This window comes from Streptomyces sp. JNUCC 63 (genome assembly GCF_054366325.1).
The window spans coordinates 8,482,889-8,502,493 of sequence record NZ_CM135963.1 but is presented as its reverse complement, the minus strand read 5'-3'; the positions used below and the strand labels follow the sequence as shown (position 1 = coordinate 8,502,493).

Here is a 19,605-nt window from a genome sequence, read left to right as displayed (position 1 = left end):
GTGGCCATGGATGTCCTTCACGAACGCTGTGCCGGCATCGACATCAGCAAGCGGGACGCCAAGGTATGCGTGCGCACCCCCAGCCCCAGGCGCAAAGGGACGTTCACCCAGCAGACCACGACCTTCGGCGCCACCACCAACGCCATCCTCGACCTGCGTGAACACCTCCTCGGCGCGGGCGTCACCCTGGTGGTGATGGAGGCAACCGGCGACTACTGGAAACCCTTCTACTACCTGCTGGCCGAGGAACTGAACGTCATCCTGGTCAACGCCCGTCAGGTGAAGAACCTGCCCGGTCGCAAGACCGACGTCTCCGACGCCGCCTGGCTGGCCCAGCTCGGCTCTCACAGCCTGGTGCGGGCCTCCTTCGTTCCTCCGCAGCCGGTACGCGAGCTGAGGGACCTGACCCGGGCCCGCACCCAGCTCACCCGCGAACGCGCCCAGGTCGTACAGCGCCTGGAGAAACTGCTGGAAGACGCCGGCATCAAGCTCTCCGCCGTCGTCTCCGACCTGATGGGCGTATCCGGCCGAGCCATGCTCCAGGCCCTGATCGACGGACAGCGCGATCCGCAGGTCCTCGCCGACCTCGCCAAGCGCCGCACGCGGAGCAAGATTCCCGAACTGAGCCAGGCGCTGACCGGCCGCTTCCGGGAACACCACGCCTTTTTGACCCGCCTCTACCTCGACCAGTACGACCAGTTGTCCGGTGCGATCAACCAGCTGACGGCCCGCATCAAGGAGGCGATGACCCCTTTTCGCCCGGCGCTGGACCTGCTGGACACGATCCCGGGGGTGAACCAGGCGGTGGCGGAGGTGATCGTGGCCGAGACCCGGGGGTGACATGGCCCGGTTCCCCTCGGCCAAGCACCTGGCCTCCTGGGCCGGGCTGTGTCCGGGGCACCACGAATCGGCGGGCCGGGTCCGCAGCACCCGGGTCCGGCCCGGCAACCCCTACCTGAAAGGTGCATTGGGGATGGCCGCGTTCGGAGCGGCGCGGACCAAGGACTCCTTCCTGCAGGCACGCTACAAGCGGTTGACTGCCCGCCGCGGCCCGATCAAGGCGCTGGTCGCTGTCGAGCACTCGATCATCACCGCGATCTGGCACATGCTCAACGACAACGTGCCCTACCACGAGCTCGGCGGCGACTACTTCACCCAACGGGATCCCGAGCGGGCCGCGCGCCGGGCCGTGTCCCGGCTGAACGAACTCGGCTACCGCGTCACCCTCGACCCGATGGACGCCGCTGGATGAACCGGCGCGGCCGACGCCCAGCAGAGATGATTCCAGCCGGGCCGACACCTTGCCCGAGAGAACACCCACCTGCAGTTATTTACGCGTCAGAGTCGCTCACTGACCGCCAGGAGCCGTTCCTTGGGCTGTCACAGGGAGAGGTGGCCGGGGGCTTGCGCAGCCGGTTCCTGTGCGGCGATGACGCCGTTCAGATCTTTGCCTTCTGGCACGGAGACCGCGTGCCGCGGGTGCTCACTGAGCACGGCGCATCGTGAAAACTGCACGTCAGATGGCCTGGTGTGCGTAGGCGTCGGGAGGCTCGGGCAGGTCCGGAGCGGTAGTCCACCGACAAGGTCGTCCGTCAGCGGGCGACTTTCCGGTTCGTCAGCACCAGCAGGGCCCGAACCAGCGCAGTCGCCCACCTCGGGTCCGTGCGGACCTTGCCAAGGACGCGCCAGTTCTTGAGATGGGCGAAGCCGTGCTCGACCGGGGCCCGCACCGCGGCCAACGCCTTGTTGGACAGCTTCTGACCACGGGTCAGGGGCCGGTTGCGGGCGGCCTTGTAGCCGGTGATCACCGCCGGGTCGGCGTCCGGACCGGCATCGTCGAGGCCGACGAATCCCAGGTCGGCGATGGCTCCGAGCCCGGCCGCCCGCAGCCTGGCGGTGAGCCGGTCGTGGCGGCAGGCGGTGATCTCCGAGGTGCGTCCGGGGCGGGCCGCCGAGATCCACAGCAGCCGGCCCCGGTCGTCGGTGAGCGCGATCACCAGCAGGCCATGGCATTTGTTCTTGCCGGAGTAGTTCCTCCGGTTCTCCTTCCCGGTCCTGCGCCGGGTACGGATCACCGATCCGTCCAGCAGCACGACTCCGCCACCCGTTCGGGCGATCTTCTTCAGGGCCCGCTCCAGACGCGGGGCGCGGGCGGCCAGCAGACCGACGGCCTCCCGGACCCATCGGGTCACGGTGGTGCGGTGTATTCCGTTGCCGCCGGCCAGGCCGCCGGGCCGCTGGTCACAGCGCAGCACTGCCAGCACGATGGTGGCGATCCTCCCCGCGGGCAGGGCCCGCCACCGCGAGCCGATCTTCTTGAGGTGGCCGCGGATCAGGTCGGCGAGCCAGTTCAGGGTGGCACTCGACAGCGGCAGGCGGGCGGTGCAGACAAGGCCGTCAGGGCCCTCGACGGCGAGGTTGTTTTTCTTCACACCAAACTCAACTGCCGCCGGGGGCCCGTCGATTACGCCGTTCCGGTGCCCGTCTCCCGCGCGGCTACGGGCGTGCGGTGAACCGCCCGTCGGGTCGTTTGTGCAGCCAGCCGCGGTCGGCGAGCTTGGTCATCTTCGCGCGCAGCGGTTCCAGCTTGCCGCGCACCGTCACCTGAAGGCCCAGCTCCTCGCCGACACCCCTGACCTGGACGGGCCGTCGGCGGACCGCACGATCGCCAGGATCCTGCGGTAGTCGGCGGGCAGGGCGGCCTCGTCGGGATTCTCGCTGCGGTGCGGGATCAGCAGGACCGCCCGCCCCGCCCCCGGGCGGGAGTCGGGGCGACGGCCGCGGCCTCCTCCTCCGCGGCCCGGTCCTGCTCGGCCAGCCGCATCAGGACCCGCTCGGCGATCACCAGCTCCTCCCGCTCGGCCCGGACCTCCTGCAACTGCTTGGCCAACTCCTCGGCGAGCGTGTCCAGTTCGCTCCGGCGAGCCGCGATCCGCTCCAGCTCCTGCATCCCCGCACCCTCCCGGCGTACCGGTCCGGTGACGGATCGTAAGAGCGGGGCTGCGGCCAGCGCAGCAGATCCCGAGAACACCCACGGCTGAACGGTCAGACGATCTTGACGGAAGTCATCCGCCCACGACCAGCACGAGCACCCCGAAGCTCACGCACACCAGACCCGCGACCTGCAACTTCACGATGCACACGGCTCAATAGTCAAATCTTGTGGATAGTTCGCCCCGCCGATTCCGGAACAACGCCTGGCTCGGCGATCGCTGTCAGGAGTGCAGCGGGCCATAGCTCACGAAGAAGTGCCCGGAGGCGTGGCTCATGGGGTATCCCAACTGCACGTCCGTGAGCATGCGCAAGGTGAACTCACCAGCTCCGCAATCGGATCGCTTGTCGTCGTCGGCTTCCGACTGCGTGATCACAATCCACTCGTCAGGATCGGTCGCGCCCGTCCACCAGAAGAGTCCGAGCTTGTGTTCCGAGCACCCCCACCCCCAAGGCAGCAGTCCGCCGGATGCCAGGTCGGGGAGGTAAGGTTTCCACGGGTTGCGGTCGGCGCCGGGGCTGCCGGGCACGGCGAGCTCGAAGTACTCGTCGAAGCTGCCCGCGCCGAACAGGTCGACGACCTCCTTGTAGTCGCTGGGTAGCCGTGTGCCGAGGTCGGCCTCGATGGCGGGCCAGTCCACGCGCGGCTTGGGTATCGGTTCCCAGCCGGTGACGATGCGCAGCTTCTCGGCCCAGGACGCGCCTTGCGGGAAACCGGCAGCCGCCGGGTCCTCGCGGTGGGTGATCACGGCGACAACCCGTGGGCCGTCCGGGGACGCGACCAGGCCGCACCCGACCCAGCGGTTCCGGTAGCCCCAGCCCCGCATCTCCAGCAAGTTCCCAGCCCCGAAGGGCTCGGCCAGCGGCAGGCCGGTGCGTTCGCTGAGCGACGGATCGACGAACCCGCCCGCTGCCAAATTCCGGTGCTGCCCCGCCCACCGGCCGATTTCCGCGACGAGTTCATGCAGGTTCGTTCCCTGCGGGGCCTCCAGGATGATGGGTTCATCCAGATTGGGGGGATTCCCGTTGATGAGGCGCCAGACGCTGTCGACGAATGCCTTGGTTCCCACGGCCGACAGTCAACCCCATGTCACTGACATCCCTGCGGCGACCAGGCCCGCCGCAGGCCGCGCGTCCGGGGTCATCGCGGTCGTCCTCCTCAGGCAGCCAGAGTTTCGGTGCCCTCGACCAGGACTCCGCGTTCGAATCGGGCCCCGGCGCGCACGAGGGCGACGAGGTGGGGTGCGTTCACGGCCCGCCACCGCTGTTGGGCGGACTCGGCGAGTTTGAAGACCATGGCCAGGCTGCGGTGCGGGGGCCGGCACCCTTGGTGACCTTGGTCCGCAGCCGGACGGTGGACCGGCGATCTCGGTGGCGACGCGCCGCCGTGGTCTTCTGCTCGGGCTCGGGCGTCTCGGCCGGGGCCACGATCGGCTTGGGGGCTGTTTCGGGCTCGCGCCAGGAGAACAGGCTCTCCTGCAGGTGGGAGCGGCCTGTCTCGGACAAGAGGGCGGCTGTCGCGGTCGTCACCGTTCCTCCGGGCCACTGCGGGGTTGACGTACAACGCAACCCCCTTCACTGCCGGAACGTCAACGGCCGTGTTCCGTTGCCCCCGTGCTCTACGCAGGCTTCTCCCAGCCGTGCACGGAGAACGGCTCGCCCTTGAGGTAGTGCGCGATGCCGAGCGCGTTGTACGGGACGGTGTTGTCGGGGAGCTGGTCACTGGGGTGCCAGGACAGGCCCGCGCACTTGTGGGGCTCCATGTTGCGGGGCTCGCCCTTCCAGTGCCGGGCGGCGAAGAACCAGCCGATCCGGGGCTCCCCCTCTGGGTTGCGGTAGTGCATGACGTGCACGATCCGCAGGGCCTCCCGCTCGACGACGACGCCGGTTTCCTCCCGCGCCTCACGGATCACGGCGTCGAACACGTCCTCGTCCTCGTCGAGCTTCCCGGAAGGCAGGTTCAGCAGTCCGTCGGCGTAGCCGGTGCCCTGCCGCTCGGCAAGGCACACGGTTCCGTCGCGCTCGAGGATGAGCATCACGTCGTTGACGGGCTTCTGGGGCACTGTGCTTCGTCCTCCGACCAGTGGGGCGCTTGCCGGTAGGGGACTCTAGCTGGGATCAGACCGCGATCAGCCCCATGTCTCCAACGCGCTCCACGGTCCACTGGACACGCTCGGCGGCCGTCAGGCCCGTGGGCATCTCGAGCATCGGCACGCCCGTGGCATGGCACGCCTCGTAGATGGCGGTGTCGGACTCGTCCTGGATGTTGAGGACCTTCTGCCGCATGCGGTCGCCGCCGGCCTTCTGGTCGTAGCGGTCCCGGCAGTACACGACCGCGTCGTAGGCGATGGGCATCCAGGCTCGGCACATCGCCTTGGCCGCGGCGAGGACGGACGCGGTGCCCGGCTCGGTGGGGTCGAGGACCAGACCGGCCAGGGCCAGGACGTTCGCGGGGGTCTTGTCGGTGATGAGGACCTGGTGGTGCCGGGCGGCGCGCAGCGGCACGGTGAAGTGCTGGGCGAATAGGTCCAGCTCGGCGACCAGGTCGAAGTTGCCCTCCCTGTGAAGGACGATGTCCTCCATGAACGGGCTGGTCCGCGCGGGCTCGCCGGTGCAGGTGACGCCGATGCTCTGTTCTCGCAGGTGCGCGGTCAGCGCGTGGACGAACGTCGTTTTGCCGGCGGCCTGGGTGCCTTCGACGGCGATAACGCGGCACTGGCGGATGGGCACGGGTCCTCCAGGAGTTCGGTGAAGATGGGGTTCTCCAGCCAGGCCCAGGCGCCTTTCGCGCCCTCGGCGATGACTCGGTTCACGTTCAGGCCTTCGTCGGACCACCCGGCGAGTCCGGCCGTGCGTGCGGCGACGTAGGCGGTGGAAAGGGAGTGCCGGAGGTTCAGGACGCTCACGCGCTCCCGGCCCTCCTCCTGGCCGTCCTCGATCCACCGACGGTGCCAGGCGGGCATGGTCACCTTGCGGAGCTCGGGCTGGGTGACGTCCAGGCCGAGCTCGGTGCAGACGTCGACCAGGCGGCGCGATGTCCCGGTGAGGAGATGGCCGGCGTCATACCGGGTGTCGACGTAGTGCCTCTCGTCCGGGTTGGTGTTGCGGCGTTCCCTCCACTGCGCGCGGGCCGCCTGCAGGTGACAGACCGCGTCCGCGGGGGCGTTCGCCTCCAGGACGGCCAGGTCGGCGCAGAACTGGTGCCCGGTGATGATCGTGGACGTTTCCGCGGCTGCGGAGACGGTCGCCGCGGCGTGCCGGACGAGCTCGTCCATCTCGCCGGGTTCCTCGACGTACACACTGGTCCACTCGAACGGCACGTCTGCCAGGTCCGGCGTGCTGCCGGCGGGCAGGTCAAGCCACGTGACGCTGTAGCAGAAGGGGCGTTGCCCGTTCTTGATCCGGTAGTTCTTCGTCCACTCGACGTCGATGGACGCGATGCGCACGGCTCCCGTGCGCATCGGCGGCGGCTGTGGGGAGCGGGCATTGGGCAAGCTGCTCGTGATGATCATGTATGGGTGTTCCTGCCGTAGGACGGGGCCGTACGCCCGGTGCGTACGGCCCCGTCGGACGCTACTGGCTGCGCGCTGACGCCACGCCGTCCAAGAGGGACGGGGCTGCCTCCCATGTGGCTTCGGACAGTGCGTCGAAGATGCTCAGCGGCTCCTGCCAGTGCAGCCGGCCGGTGTGCTTGCCGCCGAGCAGCGCGGTGGTGAGAGCTGAGGACAGGACGCTGCCGGCGAGAGCGTCCGGTGAGAAGGCTGCGGCCCGCTCCTCCGCGAGGGCCTCGCACGCTTCCTGCGCGCTGTTCTGCTGCTGCTGGCCGGCGAACGACTTGAGCGGCTCCAGGCCGTGCGCGGTCGCGGTGTCGCTGATGAGTCCAGCAGGGCCAAGGTCGTGACTGGTGTCCACGCACAGGGCGGTGCCCCGTTCGCGAGTCGTGCGGTCCTTCCAGGCGTCAGCGATGGCGGTTACGCCCGGGTGGCGCGGCTCGCCTTCGGCGCGCGGGAGCTGGCAGAGGACGTGCAGGTCGTCGGCGGCGTTGTGCCAGGCGATGATCTGCGACTTGCGGCGGGCCTGTACGAGCAGGGTGTCGAGCTGCCGGACGATCGTCGCCGTCTCGCCCATGGCCTCCGGGAGGAGGATGCGGTAGCCGAAGTGCACGAGGGGGACGGAGACGGGCAGCGCTTGGGTGCGGCGGATCTTCATCAGCACCGCGCCAGCGCCCATGAGGATCGGCTCGTCACCGGCCTCGCCCCAGAGCAGGGAGAGACCGGTCAGCCACGTCGCCGGCTTCTGCACGGGCCTGGTGACCGAGCCGAACGGCGTCTCTGGCCATCCCAGGTTGGTGCGCTCCTGCACGTCACACCCCCTGGGTGACAGCGTGGATCGAGCGTCCGACGTACTTGGAGATGTGGTTCTCCTTGAAGCGGTACCGCTTCCAGATGGCGGTGATGGGCTCCTTGAGGACGTTGCCCAGGTTCTCCCACAGGTCCGGCGCGTCGTAGACCGGCCACGCCCGCGCGACGCCGTTCGGCTCCACGACGATCATGTGACCCTCGTTCTCTGGAGTCCACGCCGTCAGCCGCAGCGCCGGGGACCACTGCATCTCGGCGCGCTGCTCTGTGAGTCGCCTGAATGTGGTCTCGGCCTCGTCGGTGGTGATGAACTCGTGGTCGGCGAGGTTCAGGGCGTTGCCCTTCCGCAGGGGCAGGATCAGCTTCACTTTCGTGGCGTCCAGGACGTCGGCGATCTGCACGGTGAAGGGCAGCACCGACAGGGTGGAGCGGTACACCACCGCCGACAGGGCGAGGGGGATGCCCTGCTCCTGCAGGACCCGGACGCCGGCCATCGTCTTGTCGTAGTCGCCACGGACACGCTTGAAGGCGGCGCGGGGCCCCTCGAACCCGACGTTGGCGTACGAGATTTTCCCGGCGATGTTCCGCGCGTGGTCCAGGGCGTGCGTGGCGTTCGTGGGCACGGCCACGATGTGGTGCCCGTGGAAGATGTCGACGACCTCGCTGAAGTCCTTGCGCATCAGCGGCTCGCCGCCGGACAGGAAGACCCGGCCGACGCCCGCCAGGTTCTGGCGGATGGTGTCGAGCTGGTCGAGGGTGGGGTCCGGCATCTGCAGGATCTCGGAGCAGAACGAGCAGTCGAAGTCACACCGCTTGGTGACCTGCACGATTACGGATAGCGGAGCGGTGAGCGCATCCGCGATGTCCTTGATGTTGAGATCCGCCGGGGCGTCGAAGTGCTGTCCGTTGAACGCGTACCCGATACCCCCGCCGAGGTCCCTGTGCGTCTGCTTGGGAACGGCAGGCATCCCGAGGTTGGTCATTATTCCTCCGTGATCGGTCGGGTGGAGCGGGTTGCCCGGCGCGGGCAGGACCTGGTCGTGAGGGAGCACGAGTCGGGTGCTCGATCCGCGCCGGGGTCTTGCCCTGTCCGATGGCCCAGGTCGTACGGCACCGGGCCACCGGACAGGAGTCAGGGGATGGCCGCGGCGAAGGCGACCACGGTGATGCGGCGCAGTTCGCGCACGGCCTGGCGGGCGACGACGAACGGCAGGTCCGGGGAGTCGTAGAGGACCAGGGCGTCCAGGTCGGGCGCGCCCTGCCCGCCGGGGCGGGGGTAGAGCGTTCCACGCACACCTATTGGCTCGGCCTCCCTCACGCGAAGCTTTGCGTGGCCCTCGCGCAGCCTCGGGCACAGGCGCGGCGCCTGCTCGGCGCAGGCCTCGCACATGGGCGGGATCGCGGAGCGCACCCCTTCCCAGCTCGCTGCCGCGACGTCGTCGAGGAGGGCGAGGACCCACAGCATTCCGCGCTCGTCGCGGGCGGCCGGCTTCTTGCAGCCCGCGCAGAGCAGGTCGTCCATCGCGGTCCTCTGCCGCTCGGGGTGGAGCTCGGCCGCGTACTCGGGCCGGCCGGTGGTCGTGCCGCCGCACAGCGTCCACAGCACGCCGTCCAGGTCGCGCGCGAGGGCGTCCCGCACGAGGTCGGCGTACGCGACGCAGGCCGCGGTGACCGTCACGGGCGCGGGCGGTGTGCTCTCCCCCGTCCACGGCGTCACGTACGGCGCTGTCGGTCTCTTCACGGTGTCCCCCCGTCTGCCGGCTGCGGGGCGATTCCGAGCCGGGCCGCAAGAGGGGCGTGCGGTGTCGGCTCGGGCCTAAGCTGCGCGAGGGCTTCGCGGAGCGGTCCGGTCGGGACCAGCCGGTCGCTTGCCGAAGGCCGGAACCAGTACGGGCCCGGGGGCACAGTCCGGTTCAGGGACGGCAGAGTGATCGTGTGGGGCGCGCCGAGGCACACGGCGTGGGTGTGCGGCGCCCACCGGCGGGAGGATCCGGGCGGGACGATCCAGTAGAACCAACCGCTCTCGGGGTCCTCGATCACGGGCCCGCAGCCGCCTTGGATCTCGTCCATCAGGGCGACGGCGGAACGTGCCTGGATGCCGGAGCTGGTGATGACGACGTCGAAGAGGTTGCCGCCGAGGCGTACGCGGGCGTCGCTGCGGGCCTCGACCGCCAAGAGGGTGCGGATCGCCTCTGCGAGGTCGGCCATGTCGGCGGCCGGCTCCCGCGCCGGGCCGGCGGACTCGACCAGGTGCTGCATCACCTCGGCGCCGGTCGGCATCGGCGCGGCCGGGGCGGTCACAGGTCCACCCGGCCCGGGTTCATGGTGGCGCGCACGGTCTTGCCCTCGAAGTCGGAGGCGACGAACCAGGAGAGCCGCGCCCCGAGTTGCCGGGCGCCCCACAGGCCGCGGCCCTCGGTGCCGTCGACGGCCTCGTGGAAGTTGGGGAACTTCGGGTTCGGGTCCGTGACGTCGATGAGGAGTTCGTGGGCCTCGGTGACGCAGAGGCGAGCGTCGAGGCTCTGCCCCGCCTTCCCGGGGGTGAGGCCGTACTGCACGGCGTTGTCGACGAGGCAGTGCAGTACGTCGATCGCGGCGTGCACGTTCCCGGGCCAGTTCAGCATCGTGAGCATGCTGCGGCCCGAGCTGCGGGCGATCGTCACCGCGCTGGAGTCGGCGGGGAGTTCCAGCGGCATCTCGCGTAAGACCGGCGCGGTCACCGCGGCGGGTTCCATGTCGGATGGTCCTTTGCTCAGGGGCAGGGAACACCAGGTCGTCGTGCCGTCCTCGCTGACGCCCCAGGCCTCGGCCAGGGACTCGACGAGGAGGAGCCCGCGGCCGCTCTCGTCGTCGGGGCCGGCGCAGCGCGGCACGGGAGGGAGGGGGGAGCCGTCGTTCACCTCGATCACGCAGCGGTCGTTCTCGAGGTAGACGCGGACGCCGATGTCACGGGCTTGGCCGTGGCGGAGAGCGTTGGTGACGAGCTCGGTGAGCAGCAGCTCCGCGGTATCGATGAGGTCGGGCCGGCCCCAGTGGGTGAGGCCGGCCCGGACGGTCCGGCGGAGCCGCTGCGGCCAGGCTGCGTCAGCCTGAGACAGCCCGTCGGAATCGGGATCCGGGCGCCGCTCGATGGAGAGCTCGAGGGCCTGCCGGACGCCGTCCCTCTGCGTTGCAAACGCAGGTGTCATGCCGAGACCTCCGGACGCGTCCAGTGCGTGGCGATGTGGCAGGGCGAAGCGGCATCGCACTGGAATGCGAGATTTCCCCACTTGCCTGTCACGGCTTGCGTTGGCTCAACCACCGTGGCGGCAGGACGCATTGAGAAGCAACTGGATCGCCGCTGAAAATTCAGCGGAGACGTAAATGGACTATGCCAGAACCTGCACAGGGGGCTGCGGTAAGCGCACAGCGGATGTCACACTCTGCGCAGGGTCATACTCAACCAGCGCAGACGCATGGGGGTGGTGCACAGGTGGCGGCGAAGCGAGGGGCAACCGGGCGGCGCTTGGAGCTCGGCATCCAGCTCAGACAGTTGCGCGAAAACTGTCCGCCCATCGAGGACGGCAGGGCGCGCGGTATGACCCGCAAGGATGCCGTGCGTGGTCTCAAGGCGCTGTCGGAGGCATCCCTCGCGCGGATCGAGAACGGCGAGCTCAATTTCCGGCGCAACGTCGGAGACCTGCGCACGCTGTTGAAGCGCTACGCCGTCGCCGATGACGAGCTGATCGAGCAACTGGTCGAGCTGAACCGCGAGGCCCCGAACGACGACTGGCTGACCCAGTACCGCGCGTTCATGCCGGCGGGGATGCCGCACTACGTCGGCCTGGAGACAGAGGCCTCGGAGATCCTGGCCTACCACCCGACCGTCGTGTACGGCCTCCTGCAGACGGAGGACTACGCGCGAGCCCTGTTCGAGGTGCAGCGACCCGTCGAGGACACCACCAGCGAGTTCATACAGCGCAACGTAGACCTTCGGATGGAGCGCAAGCGCAGGGTCCTCGAGCGCGACGACGTCCGTCTCCGCGTGATCCTCGGCGAGGCTGCGCTCCGCATCCCCGTCGGTGACGAGGACACGATGCGCGAGCAGTACCGCGAAATCGTCAAGCTGGCCCGGGAGGACCACATCCAGGTCCAGGTACTGCCCTTCAAACGCGGCTACCGAACTACCAACGACTTCGCCATCCTGGACCTCGGTGAGCTCCCGTCTCGGATTCAGACCGACAATGCGTGGGGGGCCGTGTCCACCTCGGACAAGCCCCGCGAAGTCGACCGGTTCACACGCCGGTTCAACGCGATGGTCGGGGCCGCCCTCGGCCTCGAGGAGACCATCGAATTCCTGGAAGCACTCACCGGAAAGTAGCGGAGCCATCAACACTCACCGAAGCCACCAGCCCTCGACCGAGATCGCCCCGGAAGACGCCTGGTACAAGTCCTCGCACAGCAGCGACGGCACCGGCAACTGCGTGGAGGCCGCCAACCTCCCGGCCACGATCGCCGTCCGCGACTCCAAGGACAAGCAGGGGCCCGCGCTGGTCTTCCCGCGCAGCTCCTGGAGCTCCTTCGTCGCAGGCGTGAACGCCGGCGAGTTCGCCCCGGACGCGCACGCCTGACCTGAGCTCTACCAAGGCCTGACACAAACAGCATGGTGGCCCCCCTCAGACACATTGAGGGGGGCCACCATTGTCCTTCTACCCGTCACCTGAGTTCCGCAGTTCGTAGGCATGTACGGGACCGTTGAGCGGTGTCTGTGCAGGTCACCGTATTGCGGGGTGCGCGCGTCCCGCGAAAGGCGTGGGCACACGCGTTCTCCGTAGAGTATTGATGTTCCTGCTGCGATCGTTGATGCTGTGGGCATGTATCTGCGGACCACCCAGCGGAAGAACAAGAACGGCACGACGGTCCGCTATGTCCAGCTCGCGCACAACCGGCGGGTCAACGGCACTACGCAGGCCGAGGTGGTGCACAACTTCGGCCGCGAGGACCGGCTCGACACGGACGGCTTGCGCCGCCTGGTCGCCTCGATCAACCGCTACCTCGGCGAGGACGGCGCCGATGCAACCGCTCCAGTAGCCGGCGGTGGCCTGGAGGTGACCGGCTCGCGCCCGCTGGGAGCGGTCTGGCTTCTTCAGGGCCTGTGGCGGCAGTTGGAGATCGACGCCGCGCTGAAGAAGATCCTCGGCGCGCGCCGGTTCCGCACCGACGTCGAGCGGGTGCTGTTCGCGCTGGTCGCCAACCGCGCCATCGCCCCGGCCTCCAAGCTGTCGGCGGCCGAGTGGGCCGGCCGCGATGCGGTGATACCCGGTCTGCAGGCGATGGACGAGGACCAGGCATACCGGGCCATGGACCTGCTGGTGGAGGCCGATGCCCAGGCCGAAGTGCAAGAAGCGGTGTTCTTCGCGGTCGCCAACCTCCTCAACCTCGAGGTCGACCTGCTGTTCTTCGACACCACCAATACCTGCTTCGAACGCGACGAGCCCGATGCGGGCGAGGCGCCGTTCCGCGCCTACGGCAAGAGCAAGGACCACCGCGACGACCTGCCGCAGATCACCATCGGGCTGGCCGTCACCAAGGAGGGTGTCCCGGTCCGGTGCTGGGTATGGCCCGGCGGGACCAGCGACCAGGCGATCCTGCCGCAGGTCAAGGACGACATGCGCGACTGGAAGCTGGGCCGGGTGATCACCGTGGTCGACCGCGGTTTCTCCTCCGCGGACAACCTGGCCTACCTCACTCGCGCCGGTGGCCACTACATCGCCGGGATGCGCATGCGCGACGGCGGCGACCTGGTCGAGGCCGCGCTCGCCCGGCAGGGCCGCTACCAGCAGATCCGCGACAACCTGCGCGTCAAGGAAGTCAAGCTCGACCAGGCCCCCGGGCGGCGCTTCGTCATCTGCCACAACCCCGCCCAGGAAGAGCGCGACCGCCACCACCGCGAAGAGGCCATCAGGCGGATCGAGGCCGAACTCGAGCGGATCCGTTCCAGGCGCGAGCGCGACGCCAAGCGCGCGGCCACCCCGAAAGCGCGGGAGCGGGCGGAGGCCGCCCACGTGCGCGCCGAGTGCGTGCTGATCGAACACCCCACCTTGAAGCGATGGTTGAGGACGTCGAAGAACGGACGACTGGCCATCGACCGCGCCAAGATCAAGGCGGAGGAGCGGTTGGACGGCAAGTACCTGCTGACCGGCTCCGACCCGCACCTGACCGCCGAGGAGATAGCGATCGGCTACAAGGCACTCCTGGAAGCCGAGCGCGGATTTCGCGATCTGAAAACCGTGCTGGAGCTGCGGCCGGTCTTCCACCGCCTCGAGCACCGCATCCGCGCCCACGTACTGCTGTGCTGGCTCGCCCTGCTGCTGATCCGCGTCGCCGAACGCCGCACCGGCCAGACCTGGAACCGCATCAGCACCCAGCTCGGCCGCGTCCACGAGGTCACCCTCACCGGCGACGCCGGACAGATCACCCAGACCACCCCGCTGGGCAGTGAGCAGGCCGCCCTCTACCGCGACTGCGGCATCAAGCCGCCGCCCCGGATCACTGCCGCAGACCCCGCCTGACCAGCCGCAACGCGGCCGCGTGGGCACACGCCTCCGCGGCCGCGCTCTCGCCGTTTCCGCAGCTCAACCCCTGTATTCGACGCATCTGCATGCCCACCAACTGCGGAACTCAGGCGTCACCGACGCTACCCGTGACGGCGTGTAGCACAGTGTAGGTCTGCCTGACTCGGTTGTTCGAGAGTCACTCACCCTTGCGTTTGGGATCGTGTAGGGGGACCTTCTCGAACGGGTCGTTCCTCTCGGCATGCGCGGAGCGCACCCCGAGTTCGACAGTTGGTAGGCACACACGCCGAGCCAGTGCCGTTGAGCAGCGAAAACGACCCCGCACCCCGTGTGCCCACCGGCTCCTGACGGCTCTGCGACCTGCGCTGACGCGCCCGGAATCCCGGCGGTACCCAGGCACCCCTGCCGACGGGGTGCCCGCTTCTGCCTGATTATGCGGTGGAATATCTCCACTGTGGGTGCCGATAAATCATCCGTGCAGGTGGCAGCCTTGAGTGCCGATCTCTGGCCGGGGCCGCTGCTCGCCCCGCGATCTTCACGGGACAGGGGCCGGGCGGCATCATGATCTGTCGTGCTGCTGCGCCTGGCCTACCTCGCCGTGACCAACACCTTCGCGCTCCTGTGCCTGCTGCCGATGAGCGATCGGGACAAAGACATCGAGATCCTCGCGCTGCGGCACCAACTGCTGGTCCTACAGCGCCAGGCCGGCCGGCCCAGGTCCACCGACACCGACCGCGCGGTCCTCGCCGGCCTGCTCCACCACCTCCCCATGGGCAAGCTGCGCCACCTCCTGTTGCTGGCACGCCCGGACACGATCGTGCGCCGGCACCGCGGGCCTGCTCACGCGACGCCACGCCGCGACCTGCCCAAGCGCCGCGGGCGCCCGCCCACCGCCCGCTCGATCCGCGCCCTCGTGCTGCGCCTGGCCCACGAGAACAGCTCGTGGGGGTATCGCCGCATCCCCGGCGAGCTCGCGGCGCTCGGCATCAAGGTCGCCGCCTGCCCGGTCTGGGGGATCCTCCGCGAGGACGGCATCCCGCCCGCGCCCGAACGGCAGAGCACGACCCGGGCCGACTTCCTGCGCAGCCAGGCCGACGCGCTGCTCGCCTGCGACCTGTTCGAGACCCGCCCCCTGACCGGCGCGCACCTGTACGTCTTCGCCGTCATCGAGCACGCCACCAGGCGCGTCCGGATCCTGGGCGCCACCGCGCACCCCAGCGCGCAGTGGATCGTGCGGCTGGGCCGCAACCTCGTCATGGGCCTGCAGGGCGCAGGCAGCAGGGCCAGGTTCCTGATCCGCGACCGGGACGCGAAGTTCACGCAGGCCTTCGACGCCGTGCTCGCCGACGCCGGGCTGGAGGTCGTCACCGGCGGTGTCCGGATGCCCCGGATGAACTCCCTCATGGAGCGCTGGATACAGACCTGCCGCAGGGAGCTGCTGGACCGCACCTTGATCTGGAACCAAAGCCACCTCCTGCACGCGCTCCAAGAGTTCGAATCGTTCTGCAACGGGCATCGGCCGCACCGAGCCCTCGGCCAAGCCGCCCCACTCCGCCCGCTACCTGAACCGACCACCGAACCAGGACAGATCACGCACCTGGAGGTCCACCGACAAGACCGGCTCGGTGGAACCCTGCACGAGTACCAACATGCCGCCTGAACAGGCCGGATGATTAATCGGCACCCGCAGGGTTCTCATAGAAGTAGTCGGCGCGCCCGGCCCCCCCCCTTGACCAAGCCTGTGACGTGCGGGTTTGCCCGTCAGGACCGGATCAGTGAGGCGCCCTGCAAAATACCTTGTGGGGCGCCCTGGAGAGCGCCGTGTCGGGCGCCCTCACCGCCGCCCCCGCGCTGCGCGCTCCCGGCGCCCCTGCGTTTCGCACGGGTAGTCACGGATGGTAGTGGTGCAGCGGCGCGAGGCGCGGGTAGAACCCCTGGACCACCCCCTTGACCGGACTCCGGCAGGGGTGGTCCAGGGGTTTTGCCGGCGTCTCGCCGCTACGGTTCGTGACAGGTGCGTGAGGCAGCGTCCGGCAGCGGGTTGGGCACGAGGGGCCAACGGCGGTGCGATGTGTCGGCTTCGTGTCAGTGCAGGTGGCCAGCGGTCACCGTCGGCCGCTGTCGGCCGTCTTCCCGTTGGTTACCGTGGGGGCACGTGAGGGTCCGCCGCTGACACGGGGATGACACGGGCATCGGATTTCACTGTCATGAGGTGATAGCTCCCCGGGTGGTCTGCCGGCATGAAGCCGAGAGATTGCAGCCGGACTGGCCCGCTTCCTGGACTCCCGAGGCGCGCTCAGAGCCTCCGCAGTTCCGCGGCCTCGTCGCGGGCCCGGGTCGCGGCCGGGTGGTCGCCGGCCTGGGTGTGCGCGGTGGCCAGGGTGTCGAGGGCGACAGTGAGCCAGGTGTGGGAGCCGATCTGTCGCCAGAGCCTGACCGCGGCTTCGGCGCGTCTGCGGGCGAGCGCCGGGCGGCCGGCCGCGAGTTGTGCCTCCGCGAGGGCGTACAGCGTGGCCGCTTCGCCCCAGAGGTTGCCGAACTCCCGGTACGTCCACAGACTCTGCGCGAGCAGACGGCGCCCTTTCCGATGCTCGCCCTGGCGGACCAGGATGTCCCCGAGCCAGCAGGTGGCGTGAGTGGCGGTGAGGCGGTCGCCGAGGTTCGTACTGATCGCGACCGCCTGCCGGTAGGCGTCGGCGGCGGCCGGGTAGGCGCCGAGCGCGCGGTGGCTCTGTCCCAGACAGCGCAGGGCCTGAGCCTCCCCGGGCCGGTAGCCGGCGGCCCGGCTGGCCCGCAGGCACTCCGTGAACCGTTCCACGGCGGCCTCGACGCGGCCTTGCTCGAGGTCGATGACGCCGAGGCCGTTGGTGGCGTAGACGAGACAGTTGACGTTGCCCGCCTGCCTGGCCAGCTCGGTGGCCTTCTCGAAGTGGAGCACGGCCGTGGAGTACTGGCCGAGGAGCCGGTGCACGTAGGCCAGCCCGGCGGTCGCTCCCGCCTGGTAGGCCGGCCCCTGTCCCTCGGCGAGCAGCAGCGCCTGCTCGAAGTGGTTCAGCGCCTCCGGATACCGGTCGAGGATGGTGGTGAGTTCGCCGAGGCAGCGGTGGAGCTTCGCGGCGCTGTGCCGGTCGCCGCTGTTCAACGCCGCCTTGAGTGCCCGGTTCTGCAGCCGCTCCCAGTCGTCGAAGTGGCCGCCGACCTGGAACAGGGTCGTGAGGGCGGTGGCCAGCCCGGAGGCGGGTGCGGCTTCCGTCCCCTCCAGTGCCTGCTCCGCCACTTCGATGAGGAACTGACGCTCGTCGGTGAACCAGGCCAGCGGGTCGGCGAGCAGATGACTGGTGTCCGCCGGGGAGAGTCGCCAGGAGGCCAGTTCCGTCTGGGAGATGCCCTGGAAGTCGACGCTGAGGGTGTCCGCGGCGAGGTCGGCGAGGTAGAGGCTGGCCCCGAGCAGCCGGGTGAGTGCGGCCGTGCGGTCCTGGTGGTGGACGTCACGATTCGAGCGCTCCCGGCCAAACAGCCTTACCAAGTCGTGCAATTGATAGCGGATTCCGGTGGCGCCGACCAATCCGATCTGCACCAGGTGCACCTCGACCAGATCATCGAGAACGGCCTCCGCCTCGGACAGGTCCACGTCCAGCAGCGCGGCCAGCGCCCAGGCGGCGAAGTCGGGGCCGGGCAGCAGGGCGAGCATCCGCAGCGCGTGCTGGGTCGGCGCGGCCATCCCCTGGTAGGTGAGTTCGAGGCTGGCCCGTACTGCGATGTGGCCGACGGCCAGCTCGTCGAGCTTGCGTTCCTCGTCGGCGAGGGCGCGGGCCACGTGGGCCAGGGGCCAGTGCGGTCGTGCGGCCAGTCGCGCGCCGGCCACCCACACTGCGAGCGGAAGGCCACCGCAGGTCTCCACGATGGAGCGGGCCGAGGCGGGTTCTGCGTCGGTCCGGTCCGGGCCCAGCATCTCGCGCAGCAGGGTGAGCCCGGTCGCGGAGTCCAGCACGTCCAGGGGGAGCCGACGGCAGCCCAGCTCCGCCATTGTCGTGCGGCTGGTGACGACGGCGGCGCACCGCGCGCCGCTCGGCAGCAGGTCGCGCACCTGCTGGGAGCCGGCCGCGTTGTCCAGGACGACGAGTACCTGCCGCCCGGCCAGCAGGGAGCGGTAGAGATGGATGCGTCCGGTCAGTTCTGCGGGCACCGTCCCGCCGCGGACGCCGAGCGCGCGGAGGAAGGCGCCCAGGATCGTGAACGGATCGGCCGGCTCGTCGCCGAAGCCGCGCAGGTCCGCATGCAGCTGACCGTCCGGGAAGCGGGAGGCAAGCCGGTGGCCCGTGCGTACGGCGAAGGCTGTCTTGCCCACCCCGGCGGGGCCGGTGACCAGCAGGGTGAGCGGCCCCGGGCCGTCCGCGCCGAGCAGCCGGCAGGCCTTGTCCACCTCGGCGTCGCGGCCGACGAACAGGGAGAGGTCCGCCGGCAGGAGCCGGGGGACGAGCTGCCGGCCCGTCACGGGGTTCACCACAGCGCCGCTGTCGTCTTCCGCTTCCTCGTCGGCGGACAGCACGTCGACGCGGGCGGCGGCCGGACCGGGATCGCCGGACAGATCCGGATCCCCGGCCAGGATCCGCCCGTACAGCCGCCGCAACGCCGCGCCGGGGTCGACCCCCAGCTCGTCGGCGAGTCGCCGCCGGGCGCGCTCGTACTCCTCCAGCGCCTCCGCCTGCCGCCCGCACCGGCACAGGGCGAGGACCAGCTGCCCGATCACCCGCTCGTCGAGCGGATGCGCCTCGGCCCGGGCCACCAGCTCGCTCAGCATCCGATCATGCTGCCCCCGACGTAACCGGACGTCGGCCAAATCCAGTTGGGCGGCCAACCGCTCGCCGTCGAGGAGCTGGCGCTGCGCGTTGAACCATGGGGCATCCACTCCGGCGAACGCGGTGCCCCGCCACAGCCCCAGTGCCTCCCGCCACAGTGCCTCCGCCTGCTCGTCCGCAGCCGCCCGTCGGGCCCGGTCCGACAGGTCCCGGAAACGGTGCAGGTCCACCGCGGCCTCGCCGAGGTCGATCACGTAGCCGCCGGACCGGCGGACCAGCCGGACGCCATGCGGCTCCAGCCCGCGGCGCAGGCGAGACAGGTACGCGTAGAGCGTGTCCCGCCCCCGGTGGGGCACACGGTCGTCCCACACCCGGTGGAGCAGCCGGTCGGCCGACACCGAGCGGCCGACGTCGACCAGCAGGGCCGCGAGAACACTCTGCTGCCGCGCATGCCCCAGGGTCACCGTCCGCTCCCCGGCCCGTGCCTCGAGCGTGCCCAGTAACCGGAACTCCAGCATGCCGTGCTCCCCCCCTTCACGCCGGTACCGACCCGGCAGGCACCACTGTGACCTGCCGCGCAAGGTTTCTCGCAAGGTTTCTCGCAAGGTCGGCCGTACATCGTTGGCGACGTGTCCAGAACCGGGCGACGCGCTGCAGCGGACCCGCCCCCGGATCCACCGGCACCTCACGACGTCCCGCCACACCTCCACCCCCTCAGCCGCCCTCGTACCAGACCGAGCAGTCAACCTACGCACCCCCGCCACCCCGAGAAAGATCGCGCCCGGCCATTGTTCGGACGCCAGAACACCCCCGCCGAACAATGCGACAGCCGCTGAACTCGGTGATGCGAGCGGCGAGGGGGACTGCTCCGAAGCAAGGACAGCTCAAACCAGGCCACGACCG

Annotated in this window: 16 protein-coding genes and 2 pseudogenes; 5 read left to right on the top strand and 13 right to left on the bottom strand. The window is 69.8% G+C overall.

Annotated elements, in window-relative coordinates:
- The first annotated feature begins 6 nt into the window (after nucleotides 1-6).
- A pseudogene (locus tag ACX25U_RS39685) lies at nucleotides 7-1,252 on the top strand (IS110 family RNA-guided transposase).
- Nucleotides 1,253-1,592: 340 nt separating this feature from the next.
- Here the strand turns inward: ACX25U_RS39685 and ACX25U_RS39680 are convergent.
- From ACX25U_RS39680 to ACX25U_RS39625, 12 genes and pseudogenes are all read right to left on the bottom strand, one after another.
- Nucleotides 1,593-2,432 (bottom strand): transposase family protein, encoded by an 840-nt coding sequence (locus ACX25U_RS39680; RefSeq protein WP_454387319.1) that lies wholly within the window; start codon nucleotides 2,430-2,432, stop codon nucleotides 1,593-1,595.
- A gap of 299 nt (nucleotides 2,433-2,731) precedes the next feature.
- Nucleotides 2,732-2,950, bottom strand: coding sequence for a hypothetical protein (locus ACX25U_RS39675; RefSeq protein ID WP_454387317.1), 219 nt, complete (start codon nucleotides 2,948-2,950; stop codon nucleotides 2,732-2,734).
- A 265-nt stretch (nucleotides 2,951-3,215) separates the two neighbouring features.
- Nucleotides 3,216-4,061 (bottom strand): hypothetical protein, encoded by an 846-nt coding sequence (locus ACX25U_RS39670; RefSeq protein ID WP_454387315.1) that lies wholly within the window; start codon nucleotides 4,059-4,061, stop codon nucleotides 3,216-3,218.
- 89 nt (nucleotides 4,062-4,150) lie between these two features.
- A pseudogene (locus ACX25U_RS39665) lies at nucleotides 4,151-4,350 on the bottom strand (IS256 family transposase); the annotation flags it as partial.
- Nucleotides 4,351-4,610: 260 nt separating this feature from the next.
- On the bottom strand, nucleotides 4,611-5,054 hold the full coding sequence (locus ACX25U_RS39660) for an NUDIX hydrolase (RefSeq protein ID WP_454387313.1): 444 nt from the start codon (nucleotides 5,052-5,054) through the stop codon (nucleotides 4,611-4,613).
- A 55-nt stretch (nucleotides 5,055-5,109) separates the two neighbouring features.
- Nucleotides 5,110-5,721 carry an AAA family ATPase gene (locus ACX25U_RS39655; protein WP_454387311.1) on the bottom strand — a complete coding sequence of 204 codons (612 nt, stop codon included), beginning with the start codon at nucleotides 5,719-5,721 and terminating at the stop codon, nucleotides 5,110-5,112.
- Complete coding sequence (locus tag ACX25U_RS39650) at nucleotides 5,643-6,503, bottom strand: hypothetical protein (protein WP_454387309.1); 861 nt, start codon at nucleotides 6,501-6,503, stop codon at nucleotides 5,643-5,645. Before ACX25U_RS39650 ends, ACX25U_RS39655 begins: the two co-directional genes overlap by 79 nt.
- Before the next feature lie 61 nt (nucleotides 6,504-6,564).
- Nucleotides 6,565-7,353 carry a hypothetical protein gene (locus ACX25U_RS39645; protein ID WP_454387307.1) on the bottom strand — a complete coding sequence of 263 codons (789 nt, stop codon included), beginning with the start codon at nucleotides 7,351-7,353 and terminating at the stop codon, nucleotides 6,565-6,567.
- 1 nt (nucleotide 7,354) lies between these two features.
- Nucleotides 7,355-8,332 carry a radical SAM protein gene (locus ACX25U_RS39640; RefSeq protein WP_454387305.1) on the bottom strand — a complete coding sequence of 326 codons (978 nt, stop codon included), beginning with the start codon at nucleotides 8,330-8,332 and terminating at the stop codon, nucleotides 7,355-7,357.
- Nucleotides 8,333-8,481: 149 nt separating this feature from the next.
- Nucleotides 8,482-9,090: a hypothetical protein gene (locus ACX25U_RS39635; RefSeq protein WP_454387303.1), complete on the bottom strand. Its 609-nt coding sequence runs from the start codon at nucleotides 9,088-9,090 to the stop codon at nucleotides 8,482-8,484.
- Nucleotides 9,087-9,650 carry a hypothetical protein gene (locus tag ACX25U_RS39630; RefSeq protein WP_454387301.1) on the bottom strand — a complete coding sequence of 188 codons (564 nt, stop codon included), beginning with the start codon at nucleotides 9,648-9,650 and terminating at the stop codon, nucleotides 9,087-9,089. The genes ACX25U_RS39635 and ACX25U_RS39630 overlap by 4 nt, the downstream gene beginning before the upstream one ends.
- A complete protein-coding gene (locus ACX25U_RS39625; RefSeq protein ID WP_454387299.1) occupies nucleotides 9,647-10,537 on the bottom strand; it encodes an ATP-binding protein in 891 nt (296 codons plus the stop codon). The genes ACX25U_RS39630 and ACX25U_RS39625 overlap by 4 nt, the downstream gene beginning before the upstream one ends.
- Nucleotides 10,538-10,761: 224 nt before the next feature.
- Here ACX25U_RS39625 and ACX25U_RS39620 point away from each other — a divergent pair, with 224 nt between their 5' ends.
- The 4 genes from ACX25U_RS39620 (at nucleotide 10,762) to ACX25U_RS39605 (ending at nucleotide 15,563) form a co-directional block, all read left to right on the top strand.
- Entirely contained in the window at nucleotides 10,762-11,709 is a 948-nt protein-coding gene (locus ACX25U_RS39620) for a helix-turn-helix domain-containing protein (protein ID WP_454394720.1), read from the top strand.
- 7 nt (nucleotides 11,710-11,716) lie between these two features.
- Nucleotides 11,717-11,959, top strand: a complete 243-nt coding sequence (locus ACX25U_RS39615) for a DUF397 domain-containing protein (protein WP_454394718.1) — start codon at nucleotides 11,717-11,719, stop codon at nucleotides 11,957-11,959.
- A 243-nt stretch (nucleotides 11,960-12,202) separates the two neighbouring features.
- Nucleotides 12,203-13,900 carry an IS1634 family transposase gene (locus ACX25U_RS39610; RefSeq protein WP_454387297.1) on the top strand — a complete coding sequence of 566 codons (1,698 nt, stop codon included), beginning with the start codon at nucleotides 12,203-12,205 and terminating at the stop codon, nucleotides 13,898-13,900.
- 574 nt (nucleotides 13,901-14,474) lie between these two features.
- On the top strand, nucleotides 14,475-15,563 hold the full coding sequence (locus ACX25U_RS39605; RefSeq protein WP_454387295.1) for an integrase core domain-containing protein: 1,089 nt from the start codon (nucleotides 14,475-14,477) through the stop codon (nucleotides 15,561-15,563).
- A 636-nt stretch (nucleotides 15,564-16,199) separates the two neighbouring features.
- Here the strand turns inward: ACX25U_RS39605 and ACX25U_RS39600 are convergent.
- Nucleotides 16,200-19,220: an AfsR/SARP family transcriptional regulator gene (locus tag ACX25U_RS39600; RefSeq protein WP_454387293.1), complete on the bottom strand. Its 3,021-nt coding sequence runs from the start codon at nucleotides 19,218-19,220 to the stop codon at nucleotides 16,200-16,202.
- Nucleotides 19,221-19,605 lie beyond the last annotated feature (385 nt).

Bases quoted from the DNA above. Each gene is read 5' to 3' on its own strand.
- ACX25U_RS39675 (WP_454387317.1), bottom strand. From the start codon at position 2,950: ATGCAGGAGCTGGAGCGGATCGCGGCTCGCCGGAGCGAACTGGACACG.
- ACX25U_RS39650 (WP_454387309.1), bottom strand. From the start codon at position 6,503: ATGATCATCACGAGCAGCTTGCCCAATGCCCGCTCCCCACAGCCGCCG.
- ACX25U_RS39640 (WP_454387305.1), bottom strand. From the start codon at position 8,332: ATGACCAACCTCGGGATGCCTGCCGTTCCCAAGCAGACGCACAGGGAC.
- ACX25U_RS39625 (WP_454387299.1), bottom strand. From the start codon at position 10,537: ATGACACCTGCGTTTGCAACGCAGAGGGACGGCGTCCGGCAGGCCCTC.
- ACX25U_RS39620 (WP_454394720.1), top strand. From the start codon at position 10,762: ATGTCACACTCTGCGCAGGGTCATACTCAACCAGCGCAGACGCATGGG.
- ACX25U_RS39610 (WP_454387297.1), top strand. From the start codon at position 12,203: ATGTATCTGCGGACCACCCAGCGGAAGAACAAGAACGGCACGACGGTC.
- ACX25U_RS39600 (WP_454387293.1), bottom strand. From the start codon at position 19,220: ATGCTGGAGTTCCGGTTACTGGGCACGCTCGAGGCACGGGCCGGGGAG.